The 24,584-nt window shown below is 62.4% G+C and carries 25 protein-coding genes and 1 pseudogene; 12 read left to right on the forward strand and 14 right to left on the reverse strand.

What is annotated here, in order from left to right:
• Window positions 1–503 (forward strand): hypothetical protein (locus G3572_RS21950; RefSeq protein ID WP_205518843.1); only part of this gene is annotated, 503 nt, incomplete at its 5' end.
• A gap of 224 nt (window positions 504–727) precedes the next feature.
• Here the strand turns inward: G3572_RS21950 and G3572_RS20795 are convergent.
• Complete coding sequence (locus tag G3572_RS20795; RefSeq protein WP_164615479.1) at window positions 728–1,498, reverse strand: DeoR/GlpR family DNA-binding transcription regulator; 771 nt, start codon at window positions 1,496–1,498, stop codon at window positions 728–730.
• 253 nt (window positions 1,499–1,751) lie between these two features.
• Here G3572_RS20795 and G3572_RS20800 point away from each other — a divergent pair, with 253 nt between their 5' ends.
• The 8 genes from G3572_RS20800 (at window position 1,752) to G3572_RS20835 (ending at window position 11,136) form a co-directional block, all read left to right on the forward strand.
• Complete coding sequence (locus G3572_RS20800; protein WP_164615481.1) at window positions 1,752–2,546, forward strand: inositol monophosphatase family protein; 795 nt, start codon at window positions 1,752–1,754, stop codon at window positions 2,544–2,546.
• A 60-nt stretch (window positions 2,547–2,606) separates the two neighbouring features.
• Window positions 2,607–4,181, forward strand: coding sequence for an ABC transporter substrate-binding protein (locus G3572_RS20805; protein WP_164615483.1), 1,575 nt, complete (start codon window positions 2,607–2,609; stop codon window positions 4,179–4,181).
• 68 nt (window positions 4,182–4,249) lie between these two features.
• Window positions 4,250–5,230 (forward strand): ABC transporter permease, encoded by a 981-nt coding sequence (locus G3572_RS20810; RefSeq protein ID WP_164615485.1) that lies wholly within the window; start codon window positions 4,250–4,252, stop codon window positions 5,228–5,230.
• Complete coding sequence (locus G3572_RS20815; protein WP_240335674.1) at window positions 5,230–6,141, forward strand: ABC transporter permease; 912 nt, start codon at window positions 5,230–5,232, stop codon at window positions 6,139–6,141. The genes G3572_RS20810 and G3572_RS20815 overlap by 1 nt, the downstream gene beginning before the upstream one ends.
• Window position 6,142: 1 nt before the next feature.
• On the forward strand, window positions 6,143–7,987 hold the full coding sequence (locus G3572_RS20820) for an ABC transporter ATP-binding protein (protein WP_164615489.1): 1,845 nt from the start codon (window positions 6,143–6,145) through the stop codon (window positions 7,985–7,987).
• A complete protein-coding gene (locus tag G3572_RS20825; protein ID WP_164615491.1) occupies window positions 7,980–9,263 on the forward strand; it encodes a Zn-dependent hydrolase in 1,284 nt (427 codons plus the stop codon). The genes G3572_RS20820 and G3572_RS20825 overlap by 8 nt, the downstream gene beginning before the upstream one ends.
• A complete protein-coding gene (locus tag G3572_RS20830; protein WP_164615493.1) occupies window positions 9,260–10,195 on the forward strand; it encodes a phosphotransferase in 936 nt (311 codons plus the stop codon). The genes G3572_RS20825 and G3572_RS20830 overlap by 4 nt, the downstream gene beginning before the upstream one ends.
• Window positions 10,192–11,136, forward strand: a complete 945-nt coding sequence (locus G3572_RS20835; RefSeq protein ID WP_164615495.1) for a choline/ethanolamine kinase family protein — start codon at window positions 10,192–10,194, stop codon at window positions 11,134–11,136. The genes G3572_RS20830 and G3572_RS20835 overlap by 4 nt, the downstream gene beginning before the upstream one ends.
• Before the next feature lie 169 nt (window positions 11,137–11,305).
• On the opposite strand, the gene G3572_RS20840 is transcribed toward G3572_RS20835, so the two are convergent.
• Together G3572_RS20840 and G3572_RS20845 are read right to left on the reverse strand one after the other, a co-directional pair.
• On the reverse strand, window positions 11,306–11,902 hold the full coding sequence (locus G3572_RS20840; RefSeq protein WP_354004082.1) for an ABC transporter ATP-binding protein: 597 nt from the start codon (window positions 11,900–11,902) through the stop codon (window positions 11,306–11,308).
• A 75-nt stretch (window positions 11,903–11,977) separates the two neighbouring features.
• Window positions 11,978–12,880: an ABC transporter substrate-binding protein gene (locus G3572_RS20845; RefSeq protein WP_164615556.1), complete on the reverse strand. Its 903-nt coding sequence runs from the start codon at window positions 12,878–12,880 to the stop codon at window positions 11,978–11,980.
• On the opposite strand from G3572_RS20845, the pseudogene G3572_RS20850 reads away from it, so the two are divergent.
• Window positions 12,856–13,260 (forward strand): annotated as a pseudogene (locus G3572_RS20850) (VOC family protein); the annotation flags it as partial. The gene G3572_RS20845 and the pseudogene G3572_RS20850 sit on opposite strands and share 25 nt — an antisense overlap.
• A gap of 194 nt (window positions 13,261–13,454) precedes the next feature.
• Here G3572_RS20850 and G3572_RS20855 read toward each other — a convergent pair.
• The 8 genes from G3572_RS20855 to G3572_RS20890 all read right to left on the reverse strand — a co-directional run bounded on the left by G3572_RS20855 (window position 13,455) and on the right by G3572_RS20890 (window position 19,454).
• Window positions 13,455–14,093 (reverse strand): NrsF family protein, encoded by a 639-nt coding sequence (locus G3572_RS20855; protein WP_164615499.1) that lies wholly within the window; start codon window positions 14,091–14,093, stop codon window positions 13,455–13,457.
• On the reverse strand, window positions 14,090–14,749 hold the full coding sequence (locus G3572_RS20860) for a sigma-70 family RNA polymerase sigma factor (RefSeq protein ID WP_164615501.1): 660 nt from the start codon (window positions 14,747–14,749) through the stop codon (window positions 14,090–14,092). Before G3572_RS20860 ends, G3572_RS20855 begins: the two co-directional genes overlap by 4 nt.
• A complete protein-coding gene (locus G3572_RS20865; RefSeq protein WP_164615503.1) occupies window positions 14,750–15,217 on the reverse strand; it encodes a DoxX family protein in 468 nt (155 codons plus the stop codon).
• A 6-nt stretch (window positions 15,218–15,223) separates the two neighbouring features.
• Window positions 15,224–15,973 carry an HvfC/BufC N-terminal domain-containing protein gene (locus tag G3572_RS20870; RefSeq protein WP_164615505.1) on the reverse strand — a complete coding sequence of 250 codons (750 nt, stop codon included), beginning with the start codon at window positions 15,971–15,973 and terminating at the stop codon, window positions 15,224–15,226.
• Window positions 15,957–16,817 (reverse strand): MNIO family bufferin maturase, encoded by an 861-nt coding sequence (gene bufB, locus G3572_RS20875; protein ID WP_164615507.1) that lies wholly within the window; start codon window positions 16,815–16,817, stop codon window positions 15,957–15,959. Before bufB ends, G3572_RS20870 begins: the two co-directional genes overlap by 17 nt.
• Before the next feature lie 69 nt (window positions 16,818–16,886).
• Window positions 16,887–17,195, reverse strand: coding sequence for a BufA1 family periplasmic bufferin-type metallophore (locus G3572_RS20880; RefSeq protein WP_164615509.1), 309 nt, complete (start codon window positions 17,193–17,195; stop codon window positions 16,887–16,889).
• Window positions 17,196–17,464: 269 nt separating this feature from the next.
• Window positions 17,465–18,112: an HAD family hydrolase gene (locus G3572_RS20885; RefSeq protein WP_164615511.1), complete on the reverse strand. Its 648-nt coding sequence runs from the start codon at window positions 18,110–18,112 to the stop codon at window positions 17,465–17,467.
• The gene (locus G3572_RS20890; RefSeq protein ID WP_205518844.1) at window positions 18,084–19,454 is read right to left on the reverse strand and encodes an ATP-binding protein; all 1,371 of its coding nucleotides are present in this window, start codon (window positions 19,452–19,454) and stop codon (window positions 18,084–18,086) included. Before G3572_RS20890 ends, G3572_RS20885 begins: the two co-directional genes overlap by 29 nt.
• Here G3572_RS20890 and G3572_RS20895 point away from each other — a divergent pair.
• Window positions 19,395–19,850, forward strand: a complete 456-nt coding sequence (locus tag G3572_RS20895; protein ID WP_275897809.1) for an ABC transporter permease subunit — start codon at window positions 19,395–19,397, stop codon at window positions 19,848–19,850. The genes G3572_RS20890 and G3572_RS20895 overlap by 60 nt on opposite strands.
• A 12-nt stretch (window positions 19,851–19,862) precedes the next feature.
• Window positions 19,863–20,912 (forward strand): ABC transporter ATP-binding protein, encoded by a 1,050-nt coding sequence (locus tag G3572_RS20900; RefSeq protein WP_164615515.1) that lies wholly within the window; start codon window positions 19,863–19,865, stop codon window positions 20,910–20,912.
• A 387-nt stretch (window positions 20,913–21,299) separates the two neighbouring features.
• Here G3572_RS20900 and G3572_RS20905 read toward each other — a convergent pair whose 3' ends face one another.
• The 3 genes from G3572_RS20905 to G3572_RS20915 all read right to left on the reverse strand — a co-directional run bounded on the left by G3572_RS20905 (window position 21,300) and on the right by G3572_RS20915 (window position 24,438).
• On the reverse strand, window positions 21,300–22,202 hold the full coding sequence (locus G3572_RS20905; RefSeq protein ID WP_164615517.1) for a hypothetical protein: 903 nt from the start codon (window positions 22,200–22,202) through the stop codon (window positions 21,300–21,302).
• Window positions 22,199–22,981, reverse strand: coding sequence for a hypothetical protein (locus tag G3572_RS20910; protein ID WP_205518845.1), 783 nt, complete (start codon window positions 22,979–22,981; stop codon window positions 22,199–22,201). Before G3572_RS20910 ends, G3572_RS20905 begins: the two co-directional genes overlap by 4 nt.
• 782 nt (window positions 22,982–23,763) lie before the next feature.
• Complete coding sequence (locus G3572_RS20915) at window positions 23,764–24,438, reverse strand: hypothetical protein (RefSeq protein WP_164615519.1); 675 nt, start codon at window positions 24,436–24,438, stop codon at window positions 23,764–23,766.
• Window positions 24,439–24,584: the final 146 nt, after the last annotated feature.

Here is a 24,584-nt window from a genome sequence, read left to right on the forward strand (position 1 = left end):
CGCCCGGACCCCCGACCCCCAGACGCACCAGCCCCTCCCCGATAAAGACCGTCACCATCCAGAAATGCTTCAGTCGCAGCCGTTTGCGAATTCTTCATGTCAATGTCCAAACAAATGCTCAAAATATCCGTGACGCCTGTCGCAAGTCAGAAAGAACCGGTGCGCCGCCGATCCCTCGCGGGCAAGAAGCCCGGCCTGTCGTTACCGCCAGCGCCGGCCATATCGCGGCCCTGCCCCTTCACCTGCGGCAAAACGCCGGGGCGATGGGGTTGCGCAGCGATGGCCTGCCGCACAGCATACCCGCCCTGCCCTTTGCCACGCCTGGGCTGCACAAGCGCCAAACCCGGCGAAACGAACGACGCCAGATGGGCGCCTGGCAAAACAGCGGCACGCAAGCCGATGAAATCAATCACACTCGAAAAAAAGGTCTTGGCAAACATGGAACCCCCTTGGCCTGGGACACCATTCAAAAACTGGCATATCGCTACCCGATGGCTCCATGAATGTCACTGCCCAAATCTTCGGCAAGCCCCGATCGGCAGGCCGCGCGGCCATTTGTCCCGTTTCGTCGCAATTTATGTAATATCTGCGCTGCCCGCCCGCTTTTCGGGCGAAATCACAACGCTGCCAAGCGGGTAGCCCCGGAAACAGAGCCGCGCCGGCCTGTGCCTGATGCCGATATGCGCGCGGCCGCAGGGACAACAGGGTCAGGGCGCTGCTTTCAGAATCAGTCCAGACATTGAAACGGAGCGAAATGGACCTCGCCCCGGGGCAACGAGGTCTCGGGATCGGTGGCATCATCGGTGATAAGATGATCGATCTCTTCCGGCCTGCATATGGCCACGCGACTTTCCTTGCCGATCTTCTCTGCATGGCAAAGCATCACGCAACGCTTTGAGCAGACGATCATTTTCCGCGCCACCTCCGCCTCATGCAGCGCGTAGTTCGTGGCGCCACGCGTCGAATGATAGGCAACCGGCGAAATCACGGCAAAATCTGCCAAAAAGCGGTCAACTTCCGAAAGCGTCAATTCGCCATAGGTCGCCGGCACTTCTGCATGTGGCTTGCCCCCAAGCAGCAGCACTTCCAGATTTGGATGCGGGGCCACCATCTGCGCAATCTCTATGGAGTTGGTGATCAGCCGCAGATCGCGGTGGTGCAAAATCTCTTGGGCAAAGGCGAGGGTTGTGGTGCCCGCGTCTATGAAGAGGGTCGAGCCTGCCGGTATCAGCCCCGCCGCAAGCCGGCCGATCGCCATCTTGGCGCCCGCATGTGTCTTGAGACGATCCGCAAATGCAGGCTCGGGCAGAATTTTCCGATCCGAAAGCACCGCACCGCCGTGGACGCGCTTCAGATTGCCCTGCTCTTCGAGATCCAGAAAGTCCCGCCGTATTGTCTCGCTCGAGACCTCCAGCAGGGCCGCGAGTTCATTGGTGGTTACCTTGCCATCCCGGGAGAGACGATCGAGAATTTTCGAATGCCGCTCGTGCGACCACATCCTGCGCGCTCCCCTGATTCCGGAGACGACTGCTAGCGGTAAAAATCCACAAATTCCACCCCGAATGTGGATTTGAGTCCGTTTGCAAGAATGCGCGCGCAAAAATGCGCCCTGATCTTGCCTATTTTTTTGGCAATTTATGGATTATCGTGTCTTTAGGCCATTTTTGTGTGGATTTGTGTGTAATCGCGCGTCAGCCTGAACACACGCGCTCCCTGCGATGCAATCCTCGCCCCCCACCAGAGAGGTCCTTATGCTGAACTTGCAACTTGCTCTGGATTTCGCGAATCGCGCCGCGGACGGTGCAGGAGAGATTGCACGCGCCCACTTCCGGAAGTCGATCGAAGTGGAGCACAAAAGCGATGACAGCCCTGTCACCGTCGCCGACCGGACCATCGAACGGTTCCTGCGCGACCGGATCGAACAGGTCTACCCCGATCATGGAATCCTCGGGGAAGAACATGGCGACCTGAATCTCGACAGGGAATTCATCTGGGTGGTCGACCCCATCGACGGCACCAAGAGTTTTGTCACCGGGCATCCGATGTTCGGGGGGCTTATCGCCCTGCTCAAGAACGGGGAGCCGCAGCTTGGGCAGATCGACATGCCCGCAATGGGCGAGCGTTGGTGCGGCATCAAGGGCAAGCCCACAACCCTGAACAGGGTGCCGGTCAGGACGAGCGGCTGCAAGGATTTGGCGGAATCCTACGCCTATACCACCGACCCCATGCTGTTTTCAGGGAGCGCCCAGCCGGTGCTGGACATGCTGCGTGACAGGGTCAGGCTGCTGCGCTTCGGGGGGGACTGCTACAACTACGCGCTCTTGGCTTCGGGCTACTGCGATCTGGTGCTGGAAACCGGGCTGCAACCCTATGACTACCTGCCTGTCGTCCAGATCATCCGTGGCGCGGGAGGCGTCATCTCTGACTGGCACGGGCATGACCTTGGTATCGACTCCCGCGGGGATGTCCTTGCCTCTGCAACCCCCGAATTGCACGCGCAGATGCTCAAGGAGCTTGAGCGGCTGCACGTGACTGAAGCGGCATGAAGACCGCGTCTCTACCGTGAACAAACAGCCCGCTGCGGGCCCCATCAGGAGAGTGTGACAATGGACCGAAGAAAATTCCTCCGCTACGGCATGAGCGCTGGCGCAACCATGGCCGCGATGCGCCTGAATCCTGACTTCTTTTTCAGTTCTGCCTTTGCGCAAGAAGCGCGGCCGCTGACCATCCTGTCGGCGGAGAACATCACCGGGAACTGGGACCCGATGGCGCATACCACGCTGTCGCAGTTCAACATCGAAGGCTTCATCATGGGCTTCCTGACAAGATCGCCGATGATGCCCGACAACCCGGACGAGGTGGTTTACGAGCTGGCCACGTCGATCACCCAGCTGGAGCCGTTCAAGCTGGAGATCAAGCTGCGGGAAGGCGTCACCTTCCATGATGGCGAGCCGTTCTCGGCCAAGGATGTGAAGGCAACCTTCGAATATGGCGCACAGCCCGAGCGGGCGCGGCAGGTTTATCCGGGATTTGCAGACACGTTCGAGGTGACGACGCCTGACGATTACACAGTGATCGTGGACACGACCAAGGGCGGATACGGCGCAGGGATGTTTGTCTTCCTCGCATCCTATCTGCCGATCATGTCGGCCAAGGATATTGCAGGAGGCCCGAATGGCCCGCTGTCGCAGCGGCTGAACGGAACCGGACCGTTCCGGTTCAAGGAACAGGCCGGAAATGATACGGTGATGACCGCATTCGAGGGCTATTTCCGTGGCGCGCCCAAAGTGCCGGGCGTCAATTTCAGCTTTGTCGGCGACTCGACCACACGGATGCTGTCCTTGCTGAGCGGGCAGGCGGATGTGATCGAACGGTTGGAGCCGGAGCAGGTCACCACGCTGGAGAGCGAAGCGGGAATTGTGCTGAACCGCGCGGTTTCGGTGGAAAACAAGTATCTGTGGTTCCGCTGCTCGAAACCACCGTTCGACAATCCTCTGGTGCGCAAGGCCGTGTGTCATGCCATTGACCGCAGTGTCATCATGGAGGTCATGGGCACCGCAGGCGAGCCATCCTCGAACTTTGTCTCGCCGATCAAGTTTGGCTACATCGATCTGGAAAACTACCCGGAATACGACCCCGAAGAATGCCAGCGCTTGCTGGCAGAGGCGGGGTATCCGGGCGGTCAGGGTCTGCCGCAACTGGAATACATCACCTCGACCGGGTTCTATCCCAAAACCAAGGAATATGGCGAGGTAATCACCGCGATGTTGCAGGAACAGGGCTTCCCCGTCACCCTGAACGTGATGGAAGTCGCGGCATGGAACGAGCGGCTGTATGATCGCCCCGGTGGCGGACCGGGCCACATGATCGACTGCGGCTGGACCAGCGCCTCGCCCGAGCCTGATCTGGTGCTGCGCACGCATTTCCATTCGACGTCGAAGCGGATTTGCGGGATCGAGGACCCCGAGATCGACGCGGCGCTGGATGAAGAACGCGATGCACCCTCGATCGAGGCGCGCCGGACCAGCCTGCAGACCAACCTGATGCCGATGCTGGCAGAAAAGGTTCCGGCCTACAGCCTGTTCACCTCTGTGTTGATGCACGGGGTTCGTGCCGACGTCAAAGACCTGTTCATCTACCCGGACGGCACGATGGACGCCGCCAGCGCGATGCGCGGCTAAGGCCAGTTGCCGGCCCCCCTCGCCTTGCGGGGGCCGGCTCTTCTTCGACAGGCTGACCGGAGAACCCCATGTTCATCGCCAGATTCCTTGCCAGACGGTTGCTTCAGGGGGCGCTGATCGTGTTCCTTGTCTCGGCTGTCATCTTTACCCTGCTCCGCGTGGTGCCGGGCGATCCTGTGCGCCTGATGGCAGGCGGCATGGCACCGGAGGCGCTGATCGAACAAATTGCCGAAGAGATGGGCCTGCGCGACCCGATTTACCAGCAATTCGGTCGCTATGTCTGGGGCATCGTGCAAGGTGACCTTGGCCAGAGCTTCGTGCGCCCTGCGAGCGGCGCGGCGGTGGGAGGCGCCAGTTTCGACGACAGCACGCGCAGCGAGCGGGCCGAGGTCTGGGATCTGATCGCGCAGACCGCACCGATGACGGTGCAACTCGCGCTGCTTTCGATGCTGTTTGCCCTGATCATCGCGGTGCCGATCGGGGTCTGGGGCGGGCTGAGGCCGGGGCGGTTTCCCGACAAGCTGGCGCTCTACCTGTCGTCGGTCTTTGTCAGCCTGCCGAATTTCTGGCTCGGGATCGTGCTGGCCCTGCTGCTTTCGGTAAAGCTCAAGCTGCTTCCGGCCATCGGCTACGGCGGATTTGCCTATACCATCCTGCCCGCAATCGTGCTGGCCATCGAGATTGCGCCCTTCATCATCCGCACGCTGACCGTTTCGGTGGCCGGGGTGATGCGCGAGAATTTCATCGACATTGCGGCGGTGCGCGGGCTGACGCGCAACCAGATCATCTTTCGTCATGCCTTGCGCAATTCGTCGGTGCCGCTGCTGAACCTGCTGGGCGTGCAGTTCTCCATGCTGCTGGGCGGCGTCTTGGTGATCGAGTTCATCTTCGACTATCCGGGCCTCGGGCTGCTGACGATCAACGCAGTCATGCAGCGTGATTTTCCCCTGATCCAGGGCATCGCCATCGTCACCGCCGCAGCCTTTGTGCTGATCAACATCATCGTTGATCTGTGCGCAACGGCAATCGACCCAAGATTGGAATACTGATGAGCATACAGGAGATGACATCTGACCTGCCGGCGCCCCGCAAGGACCGCAAGATTGCCGCGCGGATCTGGTCGCAGGCCTATGCCGCCACCGAGTTCAAGATCGGGCTGGCCGTCTTTTCGGCTCTGGTGGTTGCAGCGATTTTCTATCCGATGTTTTCGGGGATCGATCCCACGAAAATGGCGATCTCGTCCAAGCTGCTGCCACCCGTGTTCATGGGCGAAGGATGGTCATGGGCCCGCCCGCTTGGCACCGACCAGCTGGGGCGCGACATGCTTTCGCGGTCTTTGGTCGGCCTGCGCTATTCCTTGCTGATCGGCGTCTCGACGACCGTGCTGATGGTGGCGGTCGGGGCGATGATGGGCCTGTTCTCGGGCTATTTCGGTGGCAAGGTCGACACGGTTCTGATGCGACTGACCGATGCGCAACTGGCCATTCCGATGATCATTCTGGCCATCACCATTCTGGGCGTGTCGCGCCCCACGATCCCGGCGATCATTCTGGTGCTGGGGCTGTCGGGCTGGCCGATCTATGCGCGGGTCATGCGGTCGAGCGTGATGTCGGAGCGCAAGAAGGAATTCGTGCGCGGTGCCATGGTGCTGGGCGCAACCGACTGGCGGATCATGTTCACGCTGATCCTGCCGCTGGTTCTGCCGCCGATTGCCTTTGTGGCGGTGCTTGATATCGCGCGGATGATGATCTTTGAATCCGTGCTCGGCTTTCTGGGGCTGGGCGTGCAGCCGCCCACCCCGACCTTTGGCAATATCATCGCAGACGGGCGCAAATACCTTTTGAACGCGTGGTGGATTGCCACGATGCCGGGGGTTTTCCTTGTTCTGACCCTGACATCCATCAACCTGATGGGGTCTTCGCTGGAACGGGCGCGCAACAGCATTTACGCAGGTGCATGAGATGAGCACAGATCCATCATCCCCGGGCGCGGCCCTGTTGTCGGTGCGCAACCTGACGGTGGTCGCGCAGAGTGAAGGCGTCCGCCGGACCATCCTGGACGACATCAGCTTTGATCTGAAACCCCGTCAGATCTTGTCAGTGATCGGCGAAAGCGGCTCGGGCAAGACGGTGCTGGCGCGGGCGCTGGTTGGCTGGATGGCCCCGCAGTTGAAAATCACGGGCGGAGAAATCCTGTTCAAAGGGCGTGATCTGATCCGGGACAGGGCCTATGCCAGCAGGCTTGCCGGGCGCGAGATCGCCTATATCGGCGGCAACCCCGCAGGCGCACTGGACCCGACGATGACGGTTGGCGCGCAACTGGTGGAAAAGCTGCGCGCGGTGCGGCCCGACATTTCCGCCAAGGATGCGCAGGACAAGGCCATCCGTCTGCTGGAGGCGGTCAAGATTCCCTCGGCGGCGAGCCGTTTTCACGAATACCCGTTCCAGTATTCGGGCGGGATGATGCAGCGGGCGATGATCGTGGACGCGCTGATCTCGGACCCTGCCCTGCTGATCGCCGACAACATCACCCAGCCTCTGGATGTGACGGTGGCGGCGCAGATCCTGAAACTGATGCGCGAGTTGAACGAGAAGTTCTCGACTGCGATCCTGTTCATCTGCTCGTCTCTGCCTGTCGCCTGCGATGCGGGCGATGAGGTGATGGTGCTGCACGCGGGCGAAGTGGTGGAACGCCAGACCTCTGCCGATCTGGTTTCACAGCCGCAGCACGGTTACACCCGCGCGCTGATCGCCGAACTGCCGACGCTGTGGGCCAACGGCAAGGACGGGCGCGACGAGCGCCAAGATCGCAACCGGCAGGCGCTCATGTCTGTGCGCGGCGTCGCGAAATTCTATGAAACGCGCGGCAAGGCTGGCAAAGCCGTGGTGCAGGCGGTGCGCAATGTCGAATTCGACGTCTTTCCCGGCGATAATTTCGGCATCGTGGGCGAGTCTGGCTGCGGCAAATCCTCGCTTATGCGCTTGCTGACGGGGCTGGAACGTCCCGATGCCGGGTCGATCATCTTTGAAGGCGAGGATGTGGGCACCGCCAGCCCTGCGCGCCTGCGCCAGTTGCGCAGACGGTTTCAGCTTGTGCTGCAAGATCCGTTCGGATCGCTGCCGCCGCAGTCGTCCATCGGCGACATTGTCGAGGAACCGCTGAAGATTCATGGCATCGGCACCAAAAAGGAACGCCATGACCGCGCGCGTGCCGCATTGAACGAGGTGGGGCTTGGAGACAGGCTTTACGACCAGTTGCCAACCGGATTGTCCGCAGGACAGCGCCAGCGGTTGCAGGTGGCGCGGGCCATGGTGCTGGAGCCGCGCCTTCTGATCATGGATGAAACCCTGTCGGCGCTGGACCAGACCGAACAGGGCAAGCTGTTGGACCTGTTCGGCCGCCTGCAGGCGCAGCACGGATTCACCTATATCTTCATCTCGCATGACCTGACGATGGTGCGGCAGGTGTGTTCGCGCATTGCCGTGATGTATCTGGGCGAGACGGTCGAGGTGGCCCCGAACGAGCGGATGTTCTTTGATCCGGGCCATCCCTATACCCGCGCGCTGCTGTCGGCGGCCCCCACGCTGGAGGAGCGGCGCTATCGCCCCGAGGACTGCCTTTTGGAAGGCGAGCCGCCCTCGCCCATCGACCTGCCGCCGGGGTGCGCCTTTGCCGGCCGCTGCCCGCATGCCTTCGACCGCTGCCAGCGCGAAAATCCGGCGCTGGTCAGCCGGGCCGACCAGGCCTTGGCCGCCTGTTTTCTGGTGAACGCCGCCTCAACCGCGAAAGCCCCTGCCGATGCCTGATACCACGACCCTTGCGCAAATCGACGCGCCCTTGTTTGACCGGCTTATGGAGAAGGTGTCCGAATTCGGCAGCACCGGTGACGGCGGCGTGGACAGACCGGCGCTGACTGATGCGCACAAGGCCGCGCGCGACTGGCTTTGCGCAGAGTTCCGGCAGCGCGGTTATAGCGTGCTGACCGATTCCGTCGGCAATCTGTTCGGGCGGCTTGATCTGGCGGGGGATGACGCGCCGCTGGTTATGGTCGGATCACATCTGGACAGCCAACCGAAGGGCGGGCGGTTTGACGGGGCATACGGAGTGATCGCCGGGCTCGTCGCCATCGAAAGCTGGCGCGCCCATTGCGCCCGAAACCGCATAACACCGCGCTGCAACTACGTGGTGGCGGATTGGATGAACGAGGAAGGCGCACGGTTTCAACCCTCGCTTCTGGGCTCGTCGGTCTTTACCGGCGCCTTGGACCGCGAATTTGCCCTCTCGCGTAAAGACCGCGATGGCGTGTCTGTCGAGGCGGAACTGATCCGCACCGGATACATGGGCGGCGATGACGCGCCGCGCCCCGATTGCTATATCGAGGTGCATATCGAAGGCGACAGCCACATGGAACGCAGCGGGGCAAAGATTGCGCCCTTCGTCCGCCATTGGGGCGCGATTAAGTTGCGCATCGAGGTCGAGGGCAAGCAAAACCACACCGGCCCGACCCCGATGGAAGACCGGCAGGATGCGCTTCTGGGGGCCGCCTATATCATTGCCAAGGTGCGCGAGCTTGCGGATCAGTCAAAGGACACGCTCTACACCTCGGTTGCGAGGGTCGATGTCACGCCCAATTCGCCGAATGTGGTGCCGGGCAAGGCGGTGCTGTTTGCCGAGTTGCGCGCGCCTGAACCGGCCACGCTGAGCGCGGCTGAGGCAGCTTTGCGCGCCGCCCTGCCCGAACTTGCGCGGCGCGCCTTTGTGACTGCCGAGGTGGTGGGCACCGATATCCGCCCCGCCGGAAAGTTTGACGCCCGGCTGGTCGCATTGGCCGAGCAAGCCGCTGACCGGTTCGCCCTGCCACGGATGCGACTGGATACGATTGCGGGCCATGACGCGGTTGCGCTGAACGCGGTTCTGCCCAGCCTTGTGCTCGCCGTGCCGTCGGTCAACGGTGTGATACACCGCAATGACGAATACACATCGCCCGAAGACCTGAAAGCGGGGGCGGGGGTGGTGCTGGATATGATCCGCCGGATCGATCAGGCTGGCGGGTGCCTTGACACAGCAGCGGAGGCAAAATGACAGGACTTGTGACAGATGCCATGATGGCCGAAGCCGTCACCGCCGCAGGGTTTGCGATGGCCGACGTCGTCGCAGACGGACCGGCTGCCCTCGCCTCGCCAAGCTACAAGGCGCTGGAAAGCCGCTCCGTGCTCACCGCGGATGCATTCATCAAACGCATGCACCCCGAAATGCGTGGCACCTTCAACCTTGGGGCCGCTTTTCAGGCCGCGCGCGACGCATCTTCTGCCGGAGTCGGACCAAAGGTTTTCTGGTCAGACGAGGGCCTTGCCGCAATTGCGATGGACCGCCTGGGCCAGGGGTGGATCACCGCGCGGCAGAATGATCTGCAAAGCGATGCGGTCATGACCTCTGCCGTCAAGGCCCTGAAAAAACTGCATGCGGGACCTGTCCTCGACCACAGGTTCGATCCCTTCGCCGAAATCGATCACCTTATCGCCACCTACAGGGCCGACGGGCTGGCGCTGCCTGACAATATCGGCTGGCTGCGCAGCCTTGTCTGGATGGCAAAGGGCCTGTCGGACAGCGCAGAACTTCGGCCTTGCCGCAATGACGGATCATCGTCCAACCTGATGATCGGCCCTGAGGGTCAGGTCATGCTGGTGGATTTTGATCGCGCGGGCATGAACGACCCGCTCTATGATCTGGGCTGTCTGCTCGCAGAGCGCACTGACCATGAAATCGAAATGCGCCCTGCCTTCGAAGCCTATGTCGGGCATTTCGACGAGGTGGCCTTTGCACGCGCGCGCCTGTGGTCGCATGTGGGCGACATGCTGCACGCGCTTTGGTCTGGCCTGATGGCGCATAAATCCGAACGCAGAGCGGTGGAGTGGATCAAATACGGCGAATGGCGGTTGCTGCGCCTGACGATGGCCTTGCAGCACCCCTTGTTCGAGGAACGGGTTCGCCTGACAGCAAAGGGGGCAGCATGACCATGAAACCCTTGGGCAGCGCCCAGAATGCGATGGAGGAAACCATCGAAGCCGCGATCCGTGAAGCGCCGTTGTTCAAGGGCGGCCAGAGTATGGTTTACGGCATGGTCTCGGGCGGGATCTCCAACGAAAACTGGCGGGTGCGCGACACGGCCGGCCCCGGCGACTGGTTCGTCAAGGTTCCCGGTGCGGGAACCGAGATGTTCATAGACCGCGCAACAGCGCTGGACGCCTCGCGCAAGGCGGCGGCGGCGGGTCTGGGGCCGAAGGTGCATGACGATCTGGCGGGGCGCGGAATCGAGATCAATGATTTCCTTAAGGACAGACGCCCCTCCAATCACAGTGATTTCCGCGATCTGGACATGTGCAAGGCGGCAATGGGCGCCTATCGCATCATGCACGGGTTGCCGCCGCTGGATCTGACCAAGACAATCTTCGACATGATCGACGAACATCTGGCGCAGATCAAAGATCTTGGCGCGCCGATGTACAAGGATGCCGAGTGGCTGCGCATCAACACTGACCTTGCGCGCGACGCCATGCATGCCTCGGGCCTCGATCTCGTCACCTCGTTCAACGATCCGATGCCGGGCAATTTCATGATCGGCAATGACGGGTCCATCATGCTCATCGATTATGAATATGCGTCGATGAATGACCGTTGCTACGATCTGGGCATCTGGTTTGGCGAGATGTTCTTCAAGCCGGAACGCGAGCTTGAGTTGATCGAAGACTATTTTGGGAGCGTGAGACCCGAAATCGTTTCACGCATCACGGTGCACAAGGCGCTTGCAGACGTGAAGTGGTGTCTGTGGTCAATGGTGCAACTCAAGGTGTCGCGCCTCGACTTCGATTTCCACAAGTATGGCATGTGGAAAAAAATGCGGGCGCGGTCGATTTTCGGTCACCCCGACTGGTCGCTTCACCTGGCCAGACTTTAGCCCGGTCTGTCGGGTTTCAAACGTCCTGATGGTCTGACCGCAGGACGATCGGTCGGGGATGCAGGCATGGTCTTGCGTGGAGCGGGTCGGTGATGACCCAGACGTGGCAGCGGCGCGCAGGGTGCTTGCGCGGCGCTGCGGCTTTTTGCAGAGCGAGGTGCGGTCTGCGTCAGTTGACCGGACGACCATCTTTGCCGAAGCGGTGCAGATGGGCGGGGATGGGGCGGAGCGAGAGGCGGGTGCCCGTTGCCAGCCCGAGTTTGCCCGGTTGCCGCACGATCAACGGCTCTGCCGCGCCGATCTCGACAAAGAGGTAATGATCGGACCCGGGGTCTTCGGCATGGACCACCTGCCCCGTCCATTCGCCGGTTCCCTCGGCCACGATTTCCAGATGTTCGGAGCGGATGCCGATGACATGGCAGCCGTGCTTGGCGGCAAAGGCCCCTTCGAGGAAGTTCATCTTGGGCGAGCCGATGAAACCGGCCACGAACAGCGAATTGGGACGCTCATAGAGTTCGGCGGGGGTGCCCACCTGCTCGACCATGCCATCGCGCAGCACGCAGATGCGGTCGGCCAGCGTCATCGCCTCGACCTGATCATGGGTGACGTAGATCATCGTCACATCCTTCATGTCGTGGTGCAGTTTGGCGATCTCGAGGCGCGTCGCGACACGCAGCGCCGCATCGAGGTTTGACAGCGGCTCGTCGAACAGAAAGACGCGCGGATCGCGGGTGATGGCGCGCCCGATGGCGCCGCGCTGGCGCATGGCGCGGCAGGTGCGGACCGGACGGGCGGCAGCGGTGGCGGGGCCGGATCTGCGCCGGACCCCGCAGCCTCGGGCCTAGTTCCAGGCGTCGCCCTTCAGGTCGGACAGATCGGCTTCGAGGTCTTCCAGCGCGACGGTCGCGGTTTTGTTGCCCGACAGCACATCATGCGCCGCCGACCAGAACTTGGCCGAAACCTCGTTATAGGCGCCAAGTGTCGGGGCCGAGGGGCGCGGAACCGCTTGCAGGAACACGTCTTTCCAGCGCGGGATGATCGGCTGCGCCGCCGCGATATCGGCATCGTCATAAAGCGCGACAATCGTCGGCAGGTTCGACTCCGTCAAAGCGCGCTGCTTCTGCGCCTCTGGCCCCGAGAGATAGAGCGCAAGGCTGATCGCCGCCTCTTGCTGATCGCCATACTTCGAGACGGCGATGTTCCAGCCGCCCAGCGTGGCAGCCGAGCTGTCATTTCCGCCGCCTGTGGGCAGCGTGGTGACATCGAACAGGCCCTTCACGGCAGAGTCGTCCCCGTTGCCCAGCGTGTAGGCATAGGGCCAGTTGCGCATGAACACGGCATTTCCGGTTTGCCACAGACCGCGCGCCTCTTCCTCCTGATAGGCCAGCACGCCTTCGGGGCTGATGGTGCCGACCCATGACTTCGCCGTCTCGAGCGCGGCCACGGCCTTTTCGTTGTTGATCGAAATGCTGCCGTCTGCCTCGACGATCTGCCTGCCGCCAGAGGATTTGACCCATTCGAGCGCATTGCAGGTCAGACCCTCATAGGCATTGCCCTGCCAGACAAAGCCCCAGATCTGGCTGTTGCCTGCCGCGCGTTCGGCGTCTTGCACGGTCTTGGCCGCCACGGCGAGCTCTTCCCGGGTGGTCGGAACCGCGACGCCATGCTTTTCAAGCAGGTCCTTGCGGTAACAGAGCGCGGGCGCATCGGTGAAGATCGACCTTTCCAGACAGTGCGGTGACAGCGATCCACCGCGCGCCGGGCGATTTTCCCGGCGGGCGCGCCGGTGATGTGCTGGTTGTGGGCTTTACTGTGTGCGGCATCCCCTGCATCGGGTTGAACGGCGGACCGGCATTTCCGCAGAGCGCGGCCTTTTCGATCCAGATCGCCACCGACAGCCAGGAGGAGACCGACCGCTACTGGAATGCCATCGTGGGCAATGGCGGACGCGAAAGCGATTGTGGCTGGTGCACGGACCGCTGGGGCGTCAACTGGCAGATCACGCCGCGCACCCTGACCGAGGCGATGGCGAAAGGCGGCGAGGAGGCCGCCCGCGCCTTTGCCGCGATGATGACGATGCAGAAGATCGACCACGCCGCGATTGACGCCGCCCGCCGTGGCTAGGCACCCGCCCCCTTTCAGGCAGCGGCACTTGCCGCAGTTGGCGGCGGCGCAGAGGTTTGCGGGCGCGGGCGGAGGGCGCTGATCGGGGTGGCCCCGATGGCCCCCCTTGTTTGTTATCCGGCAGGTCGACCCCATCGCTGCGGACAATCTTTGATCGCCCCTGCCCTTTTGATGCCGGACGGCAGCGTGCGCGCCTACCAGCGCAGGAACCGGTGGCCCAGCCATGCGCCGACAAGAGCGACCATCCCGATGGCAAGCCCATACCATGTGCCGAAAAACAGCGGGGAATCCTCGGTGCAGTGCAGCGCATAGCCAGATGCGACACCGGCAGACACCGCGACACCGGCCAGCGCGCCTGTCAGCACGGGACGGGTGGACGCGGCGCGGCGCAGCAAAAGGATACCCGCCACCAGTGGCACCAGCGAAAGCGCGGTGATCGATGTCAGGCAGGCCAGCGCGGTCTGGCCCAGCACCTCGGCGCGCAGCGCGCCCTCGGCCCCCGCAAGGCGCAAAAGCGCCATCGCCAGCACGGCCCCAAGCGGCAGCGCCAGCGGCCACAGGGTCAGCCCCGTTCCGGGCCGCGAGGCGCGCAAAACCAGCCAAAGCGCCAAGGCGCACAGGACGGCAGGCAACAGCGATTTGGCCTGCACCCCCAGATCCTGCCACGCCGCGCCAAGGTCGGGCCGCAGCCCGAACACCACCAGAAAGGCCGCAAGCCCGCCCGCCGCAAGACCGAACATCGCCCCTGCCGGAACGACGGGGTTGAACGGCGCGGGCGCGGGCGCGGCAGCCAGCGCGCGGATCAGATCGTCGGTGCTTTGCCTGTCGCTCATTTCATCATCCTTTCGGCAAGCACGGTCAATTGCCGCATGGCCCGGTGCAGCGCCACGCGCGCAGCTCCGGCGGTCATGCCCACCGCCTTGCCCGCTTCGGCCGCGGTCTTTCCATCCAGCGCCACCGCCCGGACCAGCCGCGCCGAGCGCGCGTCGATCAGGCCGAGCATGGTCTCTGCATCGCGGTCCGACAAGGGGGCCGCCGCCGCCTCTTCGGGCAGCACTTCGGCGAAATCCTCTATGGGCAGCGTGACGAAGGCCCCGCGCCGCCGGAAGGCATCGACGACCTTGTAGCGCGCCACCGCGTAAAGCCACGGCCTGACAGGAGACCCGCGCCGCCATGTCTGGCGCTTGAGATGGATGGCCAGCAGCACCTCTTGCAGGACATCCTCGTGCTGGTCGGGCGGCAGGCCCACCCCCCTGCGCCGGATCACCGCGCGCAGCGTGGGCGTGACGGCCAGCAGAAAGCGCGCAAAGGCAGGACCATCGCCCTCATTGGCGCGGGCCAGCAAGACCTCCCACGGCTCCTCCTGCGGCACAGGGTCCTCCTTGGCCAGATGCGCGAGCCTAGCAGAGGCGGCGCGCGGCGCGCAATCGCCCGGCACCGTAAGGCTGACGGCCCCGAGCGCAGGCGCGTAGACGAAAGGAAGGTTCATTTAACGCCCCGTCCCGTGACTTGCGCCGTGACCTGCCGCGCGATCCGGCCCGCCTTCCAGACCCGCCAGAAAGTCGAGCGACCAGCGCCCCGGCCCGCGGGCGAGCACCGCCAGCAGCGGCGCGGCCCAAAGCCCATGCGTGACCCACGCCCCGGGGTAGACAAACACCTGAATGACCGCCGTCATCGCCAGCAGGCCCAGCGCCGAAAGCCGCGTGCAAAGGCCGAGGATAAGCAGGACAGGCAGCAGATGCTCGGCCACGCTTGCCATGACCGCCGCGATCTCTGGTGGGATCAGCGGCAAGGCATATTCATGTTCGAACAGAAACCACGTCGACTCCTTGATCGCAAATCCCTCGACCTTGGTGCGCCCCGACTGCCAGAACACCAGCGCCGGAAACACCCGCAGCATCAGCGCGACGGGGGCATCGGGAATTGCCGAGAACGCCGTAACAAGCCTTGTGAACATCTGGCCTTACTCCCTTGCCTCTGTGATCGCGCCCGACTGCATGAGCGATACAAGGAGCGGCTGCGGCTCATGCCCCGCTTGCCGCTGCTGCGCCATGTCTGCCGCACGGGTCAGTGTCGCGCCCGCCATCAGCGCATGCAGCAACGCGGCATCGCCGGGGCCAAGCGCGCGCACCGGAACCTGAAAGGCCGGATCGCGCAGGATCAGCGCCGTCTGGGGGCCAGACTCCAGCGGCGCGGGCTGCGCTCCGGGCTGGTTCCGCATCCAGATCGACACCGCCGGATAGGCGCAGTCCAGCAGATGCACCGAAGGATGCAGCCCCAGCCGGACCCGATCCGGATCAGCGCCGGCAAGCGCGCGCGGATCGACGGGCGGCGCATCGGCGGCATGAAAGGCGCGCCCCCGCGCATATTCGATGCGGGCGACATCCCCCAGATAGGGATAGGCTGCAAGTGGCGGGAAATGTTCCAGAAAGGCGGCAAAGCTCGCGCCCCATTCGGCCAAGACGGGCGACCTCGGGCGGCTCGTTTCCAGATAGGCCCGCGCCAGCGCGGCAAAGAACGAAGCGCCCACCAGTTGCCGGATCACCGGAAAGCGGGAGCCCAGCGCCTCGGACAGGCTGACCGCCCCGTTGTTGCGATAGACCGCAAAGCGGCGGGCCGCCTCGGCGGCATCCTGTGCCAGAACACCCGCCGGCAACGGCCCCCCGCGCAAGGCTGCTTCAAATGCGGCGACAAATTCAGGATGCGCGGGCAAGGCCAGCCCCCCTGCCCGCCGCCAGAACCTGCCCCGCCCGCGCGGCCTCGGCGGCAAGGACGGGCCAGGCGGGCAGGTCATTGTCCCATTCCACCAGCGTCGGCCTTGGCCCCGCCTTGGCGATCACCTCGGCGAACAGGGCCCAGACCGGATCTGCCACCGCGCGCCCGTGGCTGTCGATCAGCAAGGGCCCCGAGGGCAGATGCTCTGTCTCATGCCCGCCCAGATGGATCTCTGTCACCCTGTCCAGCGGAAAATCCGCCAGCCATGCGCGCGCGTCCGTCCGGTGATTGGTGCAAGAGACGAACACATTGTTCACATCGAGCAAAAGCCCGCAGCCGGTCCGCGCCGACACCTCGGCCAGAAAGGCCGTCTCGGGGATCGTCGATTGTGAAAAGCACAGGTAGGTCGCCGGATTTTCCAGTGCCATCCGCAGGCCAAGCGCTTCTTGCACCTGATCGACATGGTCGCAGACCAGCCGCAGCGTTTCCTCTGTGTAGGGCAAGGGCAGCAGATCGTTCAGGAACTCTGCACCGTGGCTGGACCACGCCAGATGTTCGGAAAAGCTTTCGGGTTGATACCGCGCGCACAGACGGCGCAGGCGCGCAAGATGATCCGCGTCAAGCCGCCCCGGCCCGCCGATGGACAGCCCGACCCCGTGGATCGACAAGGGATGATCGGCGCGCAGTGCGGCAAGCTGTGCATGGGGCAGGCCGCCCGCCCCCATGTAGTTCTCGGCATGAACCTCGAAAAATCCGATCCCCGCCGCATCGGCGCGGATGGCGGCGAAATGATCGGGCTTGAAGCCGACACCGGGCAGATCAGGCAAACAGGCGGTTGGCATGGCACATCCATTGCAATGACGGGCGGCGCGCGGAAACTCTGTTGCCTCCGCGCGCCGCCGCGGGTGGGATCAGGCCGCCGGCAGGTCGCGCGTCAGCGCTTCGAGCGATCCACCGCGCGCCATGCCATCGGCGGCGGCGGGCAGTTCCATTGTCAGGCAAGTGCCAGCCGGAACCAGTTTCCACGCATTGCCCTGATAATCGACCTTGGAGGTTCCGGCGCAGGTGGTGCCGGGGCCGGCGGCGCAATCGTTCTGCCCGGCCAGTGCCACGCCAAAGCACTTTTCCATATCCTGAGCCATCACGGGCGTGCTGGCCATCGCACCCAAGGCGCAGGCCATCGAAGCCCCCAGAACAAAGCGGGACGTTTTCGCAGTCATCTCAATCTCCCTGTCTCGGCGAAAGGCCCTTTGCCCTTCTCCAAGCAGTTCGCAGGCAGCAGGGCGGGCGTTACGGCACTCTCGCTTTCGTGATGGCAGAACCATGATGCGCCCCGTTCGGCGCTTTTGCCGGACGTTCCATAATGCTTGGCCCGTCGTTTCCGGATGCCGTCACGGCGCGGGCAGGTCGCAACGCCAGCGACCGCAGCGCTTGCCCCCTGTGACAAAGAGTGCCTTCGCGTCCTGTCGCAAGATGCCTTGGCCTTGCGTCAGTCCCCGAGCATCGAAAGAAGCCCGTTGCAGCGATCCGGCCAGTCCGGCGACCGGACGTCCGCCCACATCATGCCGGCTGATCTTGCTGCATCAATGCCTTGATCACTGTCTTCAAGCACAAGGCAGCCGGAAGGTGGCGCGCCCAGACGCGCAGCGGCGGCCAGATAAAGGTCAGGGGCGGGCTTCGGGCGCTGGGCGTCCTCTACCGTCACGATGCAGTCGAACAGGACGGAGAGCCGCGTTTCAGCCAGGACTGCCCGCGCGATGCTGCCTTCGCTGTTGATCACCACCGCCATAGGCAGCCGCCCGAATGCGCGGCGCGCAAGCCCGGCGACCAACGGGTTTTCGCGCACGTGACCTGTCAGATCTACCGTCAGCGCGACGCTGTCCTCGACAAGGCGGTCCATGTCGAAGCGGGCCGAAGCCTCGGCAGCGAAGCGCCGGAAAAGGTCGCGTCGCCCGAGGCCCGTAAAGGACATATACCAGTCGCGCGGCATCTGGTGACCTTGCCGTGCAACAGCCAGAGAGATGGCCTTGTAATGCAGGTCCGCCGTCAGAACGAGCGTTCCGTCACAGTCGAAGAGGAGGGCCGCAGGCAACGGATGCATTCCAGTGTCAGAGGCCGTGGCGGGCAATGGTCGCATTCTCGATCCTTGACTTGAAGAGTTCGACCATCGTGCGTGACAGAAGGTCTTGGGTGAGAGGTTTCGCCAGCGTTGCGATCCGCCCGGGAAAGCGGGCCGAAAGGGGTTGCACATTTGGCAGGTGCCCCGATACGACGATGGCCCTTGCATCTGGCCAGCGCGTAAGCGCCGCATCTGCCAGACGCCAGCCTTCTATCTGGCCGTGCAGCGTCAGGTCCGTGACGATCAGGCCGACCGGTTCGGCAAGGTGGCGCAGGGCTGATGTCCTGTCTTCGGCAACCAGCAAGCGATCCGTTGCGGGGGCAAGCAGCGCGAGGGAGGTGTTCCGGTCGGACGGATCATCCTCGACCAGCAGAACGGTGCCGAGCCGTGGCAGCATTGATGCTTTCGCTTGCTGCAACGGCAGCACAAGCCGGACAATGGTTCCCTTCGCAGGGGTGGAGACGATGTCGATATCGCCACCGGACTGGCGGATGAACCCATATACCATGGCAAGACCAAGCCCCGTGCCGGTGCCGTCGGCGCGGGCGGTGAAGAAGGGTTCCATCGCATGGGCTAGCACTTCGGGGGTCATGCCGGTGCCGGTGTCGGCAACCTCGATCCGGGCAAGGTCGCGTTCGCGGCGGACCGACAAGGTGATGCGGCCTGCGCCTTCGATGGCCTGGCCGGCGTTGAGGCAGAGGTTCAGGATCGCGCTTTCCAGCTGGCCCGGATCGACCAGCACCGGCAACTGCCCGGGGCAGCAGTCGATCACCAGCTCCACCTCGTCGCGCAGGGCGAAGCCGACCAGATCGGCGATGCCATCAACAAGGGTTGGCAGGTCCACGCTGTCCGGTTCCAGATGCTGGCGCCGCGCAAAGGCCAGCAGCCGCCCGGTCAGAGGTGTTCCAAGGTCCACCGCAGAAGCGATGGTCTGGCGCAAGGGGGCCTGCCGGTCAGGCGGGGCGCTGTCCATCAGGTGCAGGCAACCCGAGATTGTCGACAGGATATTGTCGAAGTCATGCGCCACCTCTCCCGAGACCTTGCCCAAAGCTTCGATCCGCTGGATCTGGCGCAACCGGTCCTCCATCTGCCGCCGTTCGGTCGCGTCCGAGACAAGCACGACCGCGCCGCCCCCCGGCAGAGGACTTTCGCGCAGCTCGGCTTGGGGACCGGACGGCAGCGACAGGCAGCCGGGTGCTTCGCCCGCCTGCCAGCCGGCTTCGGCGATCACCTCGGCCAGACGGGGCCGTCCCGCCAGACGGGCGGGATCGATGCGCAGGAAGGGCGCAAGTCGCTGGTTATGGGCGACGATCTGGCCCTGATCGGAGAGGATCGCGACGCCGTCGCTGATCCCGGCCATCATGTTTTCGTAAAGCGCGGTCCGCTGCGCCATCTGCCGGTGGGACCGGTCCAGCCTCAGGGCATTGGCGCGAAAGGCAGCATCACCCTTGGCGCCAATTATGCCACCACGCTGCGTCGGGTAATCCTGCCGCTGATGGGGCCAGCCATTCTGGCGGCACTCACCTATGCCTTCGTGCGTGCCATCACCTCGGTTTCCGCCGTTATCTTCCTGGTTTCGGCGCGCCACAACATGGCGACCAGCTTCATCGTCGGCCGGGTGGAAAACGGCGAGTTCGGCATCGCCATCGCCTATGCCACGGTGCTGATCTTCACCATGCTGGCCGCCATCCTTGCCCTGCAACTGATTATCGGTCGCCGCAAACTGCGCCGCACCGATCGTATCGAAACCCACTGAGAAAGGGTGCCCATGAAAGGCTCCGTCCGTTCTCAAAACGTCACTAAAAAGTTCGGTGAAGTGGTGGCGCTCAAGCCCCTGTCGCTGGACATCGCCCCCGGCACGCTGGTCACCCTGCTGGGGCCGTCGGGCTGCGGCAAGACCACGACGCTGCGTCTGATCGCAGGGCTGGAAAGCGCCAGCGAGGGGCGCATCCTGATCGGGGGCGAGGATGTGACGCATCTGTCGGCCACCTATCGCCGCGTCTCGATGGTGTTCCAGTCCTACGCCCTCTTTCCGCACATGACGGTGGCAGAGAACGTAGGCTACGGCCTGTCGGTCAAGGGCATGCCGAGGGCCGAAGTCAAGGCACGCGCCGAGGCGGGGCTTGAAACGGTGGGTCTGAAGGGCTTTGGCACGCGGCTGCCCTCGGAACTGTCGGGCGGGCAGCAACAGCGGGTGGCAGTGGCCCGCGCGATCGTGCTGGAGCCCGAAGTGCTGCTTCTGGATGAGCCGCTGTCGAACCTTGACGCAAAACTCCGCCGCCACGTGCGCGAGGAGATCCGCCAGATCCAGCAACGCCTCGGCCTCACGGCGGTCTATGTCACCCATGACCAGGAAGAGGCGATGGCAGTCTCGGACCGCATCATCGTGATGAAGAATGCCGAGGTTGCGCAGGAAGGCACCCCGCATGACCTTTACGACCGGCCGGCAAACGCCTTCATCGCGGATTTCATCGGAGACGCGAACCTGATTGACTTGGAAGTCACCCAATCGGGCGCCGAGACCGAAATCGTGTTGCAGGGCCGTCGGCTGCGCCTTCCGCTGCAAAGCGCAGCGATCGGCCCCGCCAAACTGGTTCTGCGGCCGCACCATGTTCGCCTGTCGCACGATCCGGCACCCCAGCGGTTTGCTGCCGAAGTGACCTATGCTGCTTGGCTGGGCAATTCCGTGCAGTATACGCTCAGCAGCGATGGCGGCCCGATCTTCGCCATTGCCCCGCCGCAGCCGTTGCCCTTCCGGCAGGGCGACAACGTGCAGCTTGGCTTTGCCCCCGAGGATGTGCGGCTGGTGCCGGCCTGAGCCGGCGCGCCGAAATGGGGGGAGCGGAAACCATAAACCGCAACCTTCGCCGCATTGCCGTCAGGCTGTCGCAGGCGAGGGGCAGGACATGAAGACGGGGCTACCCGCAAAAATCGGATAGTGACGGGGTCTACGATCCGTAAACTGATGCGGTGGATGCCCCCACGCCGACGGCATCACTCATGCCATCATGGTTCCATCGGATGCATGTAAAAAAGGCATAAGAGTGCACACCCCTTAAAAAAACCCGATTTTTCACCATTAAGGCGTTGAAATCATTGTATGATTTTAGGGGCGACCGCGCAGGACCTTATAAGCACGCACACTTGGAAGCATAAACGTGCACACCCCGGGCCGGCAAGCAAAAAGGCCCGCACGAGGCGGGCCTTACGACAGAAAATCGCGGGGGTTATCGGTGCTGCCTTTGCCGAGCTTGCGCTTCGTTTCCCGCAGGCCAAGCTTTGCGACCATGATTTCAGTCGGCGTCAATTTGGCCTCGATCTGGGCCTTAATCGTTGCCGGAGATGGAACCTGCAGCAGCGGAAGCTCGTTCCGGCCGCAAAATTCGTTGATACCCTTGATCTCGTCTTCGACCGCTTTGTGCACGTCAGCAATGCGGCCGTCGGTCAAGTTCAGAAAGTTTTCCGGGGTGTTGCGATCGATGATTTCGCGGACATCAATAGACACCCTGTCTACCCGGTTTCCCTTTAGGTGCGTCCGGGGGATCAGGGCATCTCGTGGATCCTGTGTTGGATCGAGGCCTTTGAAGACATTGTAGTATTCCATCAGGGTGCGACCCTGATAGAGGAACAACCGCTTGCTAAATCCGCCGCGCGCCGGTTTTGTTAAGACAGTCTCGCCCAAGCCTTTCGATGTATGCTCTGCAATGAACTTACGAGCCTCGGGCTTGTCAGCGCCACGAATGGACAAGCGAAACAACTCTTTGCCGGGCTCTTGGCGCCGCTGCTCCTCATAGGCCTTCATCGCCAGACAAAACGCGACATGGAAATCGGCCATTTTCCGAGCATCTTCGCTCAACGCCTCGCAAGACTCGAAGCCATCGAGCCGAACAGTCGTAGCGGGCTGGGCATCCAAACGTGGCGCGATCAACTTTGCGCCCGGCAGATTGAGCTGCGCAACAAGCTCCCCATAGCCCAGGAAAGAGGTGAAATCGTCGCCGACACCCTGGATGTAGTAGCCACGATCATCTTGACCGGTGACAATGACATTTCGACGCGAAACCGACACGATCGTGCCGGGAGCCAAATTATAGCGCGGTTGGAAAGTCATGCTGCCGCCTTAACCCGCGAATTTTCCCAGAGGAGGTTGTCGAGGTTTGCCTTCAAATATCCCTTGGCCACCAAGCGATGGCACGCTGCAAACATCCGCTTCTGGGGCATCTGAGCCAACGCAAACAGGTCTTTCATAAAATAGAAGGACCGACCGGAGCGAACGACGTCGAGAAGATGTTCATCCGCCTCGTCATCGGGATTGAAGATGAAGTAATGCATCAATGCGAGGTTGCGGCACCGCTGGCGGCTGAAGTCGTCGCCATTGACGACAATCATGTCGTTAGCCACTTTTTTTGGCAGGGCCATCTTGATCGCGTCAAGTTCCCGCTGCGTTGCAGTCTTTGACAGGCTGTGTCCATTCCGGACGTAGATCAGACGGCGATAGCCGCTGCGGAAGGTCACCATCAGATCAAAGGTGTGAGTGCGATTTTCTCCATTCGGTCCTTTGAATTTGACCTGCAGGGGCTGAAAGTGAAGGTCAAAGGTTTTCGGTGAGATCAGGATCTGCAAAGCAGTGCCCGCCTCCGGCTCACTTTCAGCAATACCGACTTTCAGCTTCCACTCGTTAGCAGCGGTCCGATAGGGCAGAAAAATCTTGTGAGAGACAGACGAGCGGCTGCTGGGATTGCGCACGCCGTCAAAAGGCAGAACGCCATGAATGTCCCCAAGTTTCAGCGCGCTCGCTTTCGGCAGCTTCGGAGGTGCGTAGTTCCAGCTGTCATGGTCGAAGACCATGTCGTCGATGATATATTCAGACTGCTTCTTGGGCTTGGGCATCTGGTGGCCTCACGGTGTCCGAAGTCCCGGCCGGCATTGGCCGGGACCATTCTCCTGGCCGCGTGGAAGCAGGGCCCAAAAGGACCTCGAGCATTCACTGCGGCGGACGCTCGCCCGATCTGTTGGCGCAGATGGAGCAAGTCGTCTGATCAAGAAGGAGGACAGGAAACCTTGCCTTGAGACGCAGACTCTGCTACCCATGGCATGATTGCGGGAGGTTCCTATCTGCCTTCCTTGAAGCACCTGATCCGTTGGCGCGGATCGGGTGTTTTACTTTTGGGGATATCCCCGGGTTGTTCATGCCCTGCGGACACACAGCAAACCCACACTGTCAATGCGCGACGCTTGGTAATTGCCCCGCTATTCTGGGGCGCCATCGGCATTCGCAGAGCGCTATGCGGCCACTGGGTGGCAGGAAATTGGTTCTATTCCGTCAGTCTGTCCTTTCATGTGAAATCCCGTTTGGTCAGCAAACGAGGTCGGCGGTAGCAAGCGAAGGCGCGGCGATCAAGGATAAAGTTTTACCCAAGTCACTGATAAAAAACACATCTTTGGATTTTCGCACAACGCCCGTTACCTCCCACTATGGCCGTTTCCCCTTCCCCGGTCGTGGTTTGCAACGGACGGACCTCCCTGAGCCACGACTTCTTCGCAAAATCCACGGCGGCGCCGACGTCCACGAAACATGCATCTTTCTTTCTGCTGCCAGCAGGCATGGAGTATCATAGCGCCAAAGCACTGGCGGTTTTGGCAGGTTTGCAATGTGACGATTCGCAGAAGGTTCAGTCTTTTGGGGGCGCTATCAGCTTTGCGAGATCCACCAAAAGCTCCTTGGGAATTTGACTTATGGCGCGGTCGCGGCGTTTGCTGCGCTTTTCCTTGGGGCCCAAAAACGAAACATTATAGAAAACGCTGCCTGACCCACCTTCGGACGGCGCGACCCGGGCCCTGATGCCGGCTGCCGGCCGCGTGGGAAAGATATCGACTTCCAAAAACTCGAGCAGCGGATCATCTGGACCAGCAAGTTTCTCAAGGATGGCCGCGAACGTATCGTCAAACTTGGCGGCAAGCGGCAACCGCTGAAGCAACTGGTTCACCTCGATGGCCGCAAAGGCCCCTCCGTTCGAGGTCAATAGCTGGCTGGCCGTAAGATCAACAGATCCTTGCCCAAGCATGAAACCAATGTCTGGATCGACTTTCCAGACCTCTGCGCCAATCAGGTCGAGATCACCGAGCGCCCCCATCACATGGGGTGTCTCTTTTGGACCGATGCCGCAAATCAGTGGAATGGCGTGATACGTCAGATCCTTTGCGGTGATCTGTGCAGCACCTGCACCCCGGGGAGACTTGTCACGCAGGCCATGGTCAAGCAAGCGCAGGCCGATGTTCTTGACCGCCGCGACCGGGACCTCGAACTCTTCCGCCAGGTAGATGTGCGCTTCGCCAATGGTGGCCATGATCTGCTCTCCGACTATGGCCTTAGTGTTAAATTTTTTCGCAAACTGAGTCAACCCGTTAAGTTTGCGCAAAACCTATCGACAATGAAAAAACGCACCAAGCTCGGTATTGAAGGACTATCGCAGCATCGCTTGCCAAATACAAA

It is taken from the genome of Pseudotabrizicola algicola (genome assembly GCF_010915705.1).
Classification (GTDB): Bacteria; Pseudomonadota; Alphaproteobacteria; order Rhodobacterales; family Rhodobacteraceae; genus Pseudotabrizicola; species Pseudotabrizicola algicola.

Coding starts and splice junctions, on each gene's coding strand:
- G3572_RS20865 (WP_164615503.1), bottom strand. CDS start 15,217: ATGTTCACAAGGCTTGTTACGGCGTTCTCGGCAATTCCCGATGCCCCC.
- G3572_RS20805 (WP_164615483.1), top strand. CDS start 2,607: ATGGACCGAAGAAAATTCCTCCGCTACGGCATGAGCGCTGGCGCAACC.
- G3572_RS20860 (WP_164615501.1), bottom strand. CDS start 14,749: ATGAACCTTCCTTTCGTCTACGCGCCTGCGCTCGGGGCCGTCAGCCTT.
- G3572_RS20880 (WP_164615509.1), bottom strand. CDS start 17,195: ATGACTGCGAAAACGTCCCGCTTTGTTCTGGGGGCTTCGATGGCCTGC.
- G3572_RS20815 (WP_240335674.1), top strand. CDS start 5,230: ATGAGCATACAGGAGATGACATCTGACCTGCCGGCGCCCCGCAAGGAC.
- G3572_RS20795 (WP_164615479.1), bottom strand. CDS start 1,498: ATGTGGTCGCACGAGCGGCATTCGAAAATTCTCGATCGTCTCTCCCGG.
- G3572_RS20825 (WP_164615491.1), top strand. CDS start 7,980: ATGCCTGATACCACGACCCTTGCGCAAATCGACGCGCCCTTGTTTGAC.
- G3572_RS20900 (WP_164615515.1), top strand. CDS start 19,863: ATGAAAGGCTCCGTCCGTTCTCAAAACGTCACTAAAAAGTTCGGTGAA.
- G3572_RS20840 (WP_354004082.1), bottom strand. CDS start 11,902: ATGCGCCAGCGCGGCGCCATCGGGCGCGCCATCACCCGCGATCCGCGC.
- G3572_RS20890 (WP_205518844.1), bottom strand. CDS start 19,454: ATGGCCGGGATCAGCGACGGCGTCGCGATCCTCTCCGATCAGGGCCAG.
- G3572_RS20895 (WP_275897809.1), top strand. CDS start 19,395: ATGGGCGACGATCTGGCCCTGATCGGAGAGGATCGCGACGCCGTCGCT.
- G3572_RS20885 (WP_164615511.1), bottom strand. CDS start 18,112: ATGCGACCATTGCCCGCCACGGCCTCTGACACTGGAATGCATCCGTTG.
- G3572_RS20910 (WP_205518845.1), bottom strand. CDS start 22,981: ATGCCCAAGCCCAAGAAGCAGTCTGAATATATCATCGACGACATGGTC.
- G3572_RS20800 (WP_164615481.1), top strand. CDS start 1,752: ATGCTGAACTTGCAACTTGCTCTGGATTTCGCGAATCGCGCCGCGGAC.
- G3572_RS20835 (WP_164615495.1), top strand. CDS start 10,192: ATGACCATGAAACCCTTGGGCAGCGCCCAGAATGCGATGGAGGAAACC.
- G3572_RS20830 (WP_164615493.1), top strand. CDS start 9,260: ATGACAGGACTTGTGACAGATGCCATGATGGCCGAAGCCGTCACCGCC.
- G3572_RS20810 (WP_164615485.1), top strand. CDS start 4,250: ATGTTCATCGCCAGATTCCTTGCCAGACGGTTGCTTCAGGGGGCGCTG.
- bufB (WP_164615507.1), bottom strand. CDS start 16,817: ATGCCAACCGCCTGTTTGCCTGATCTGCCCGGTGTCGGCTTCAAGCCC.
- G3572_RS20855 (WP_164615499.1), bottom strand. CDS start 14,093: ATGAGCGACAGGCAAAGCACCGACGATCTGATCCGCGCGCTGGCTGCC.
- G3572_RS20915 (WP_164615519.1), bottom strand. CDS start 24,438: ATGGCCACCATTGGCGAAGCGCACATCTACCTGGCGGAAGAGTTCGAG.
- G3572_RS20820 (WP_164615489.1), top strand. CDS start 6,143: ATGAGCACAGATCCATCATCCCCGGGCGCGGCCCTGTTGTCGGTGCGC.
- G3572_RS20905 (WP_164615517.1), bottom strand. CDS start 22,202: ATGACTTTCCAACCGCGCTATAATTTGGCTCCCGGCACGATCGTGTCG.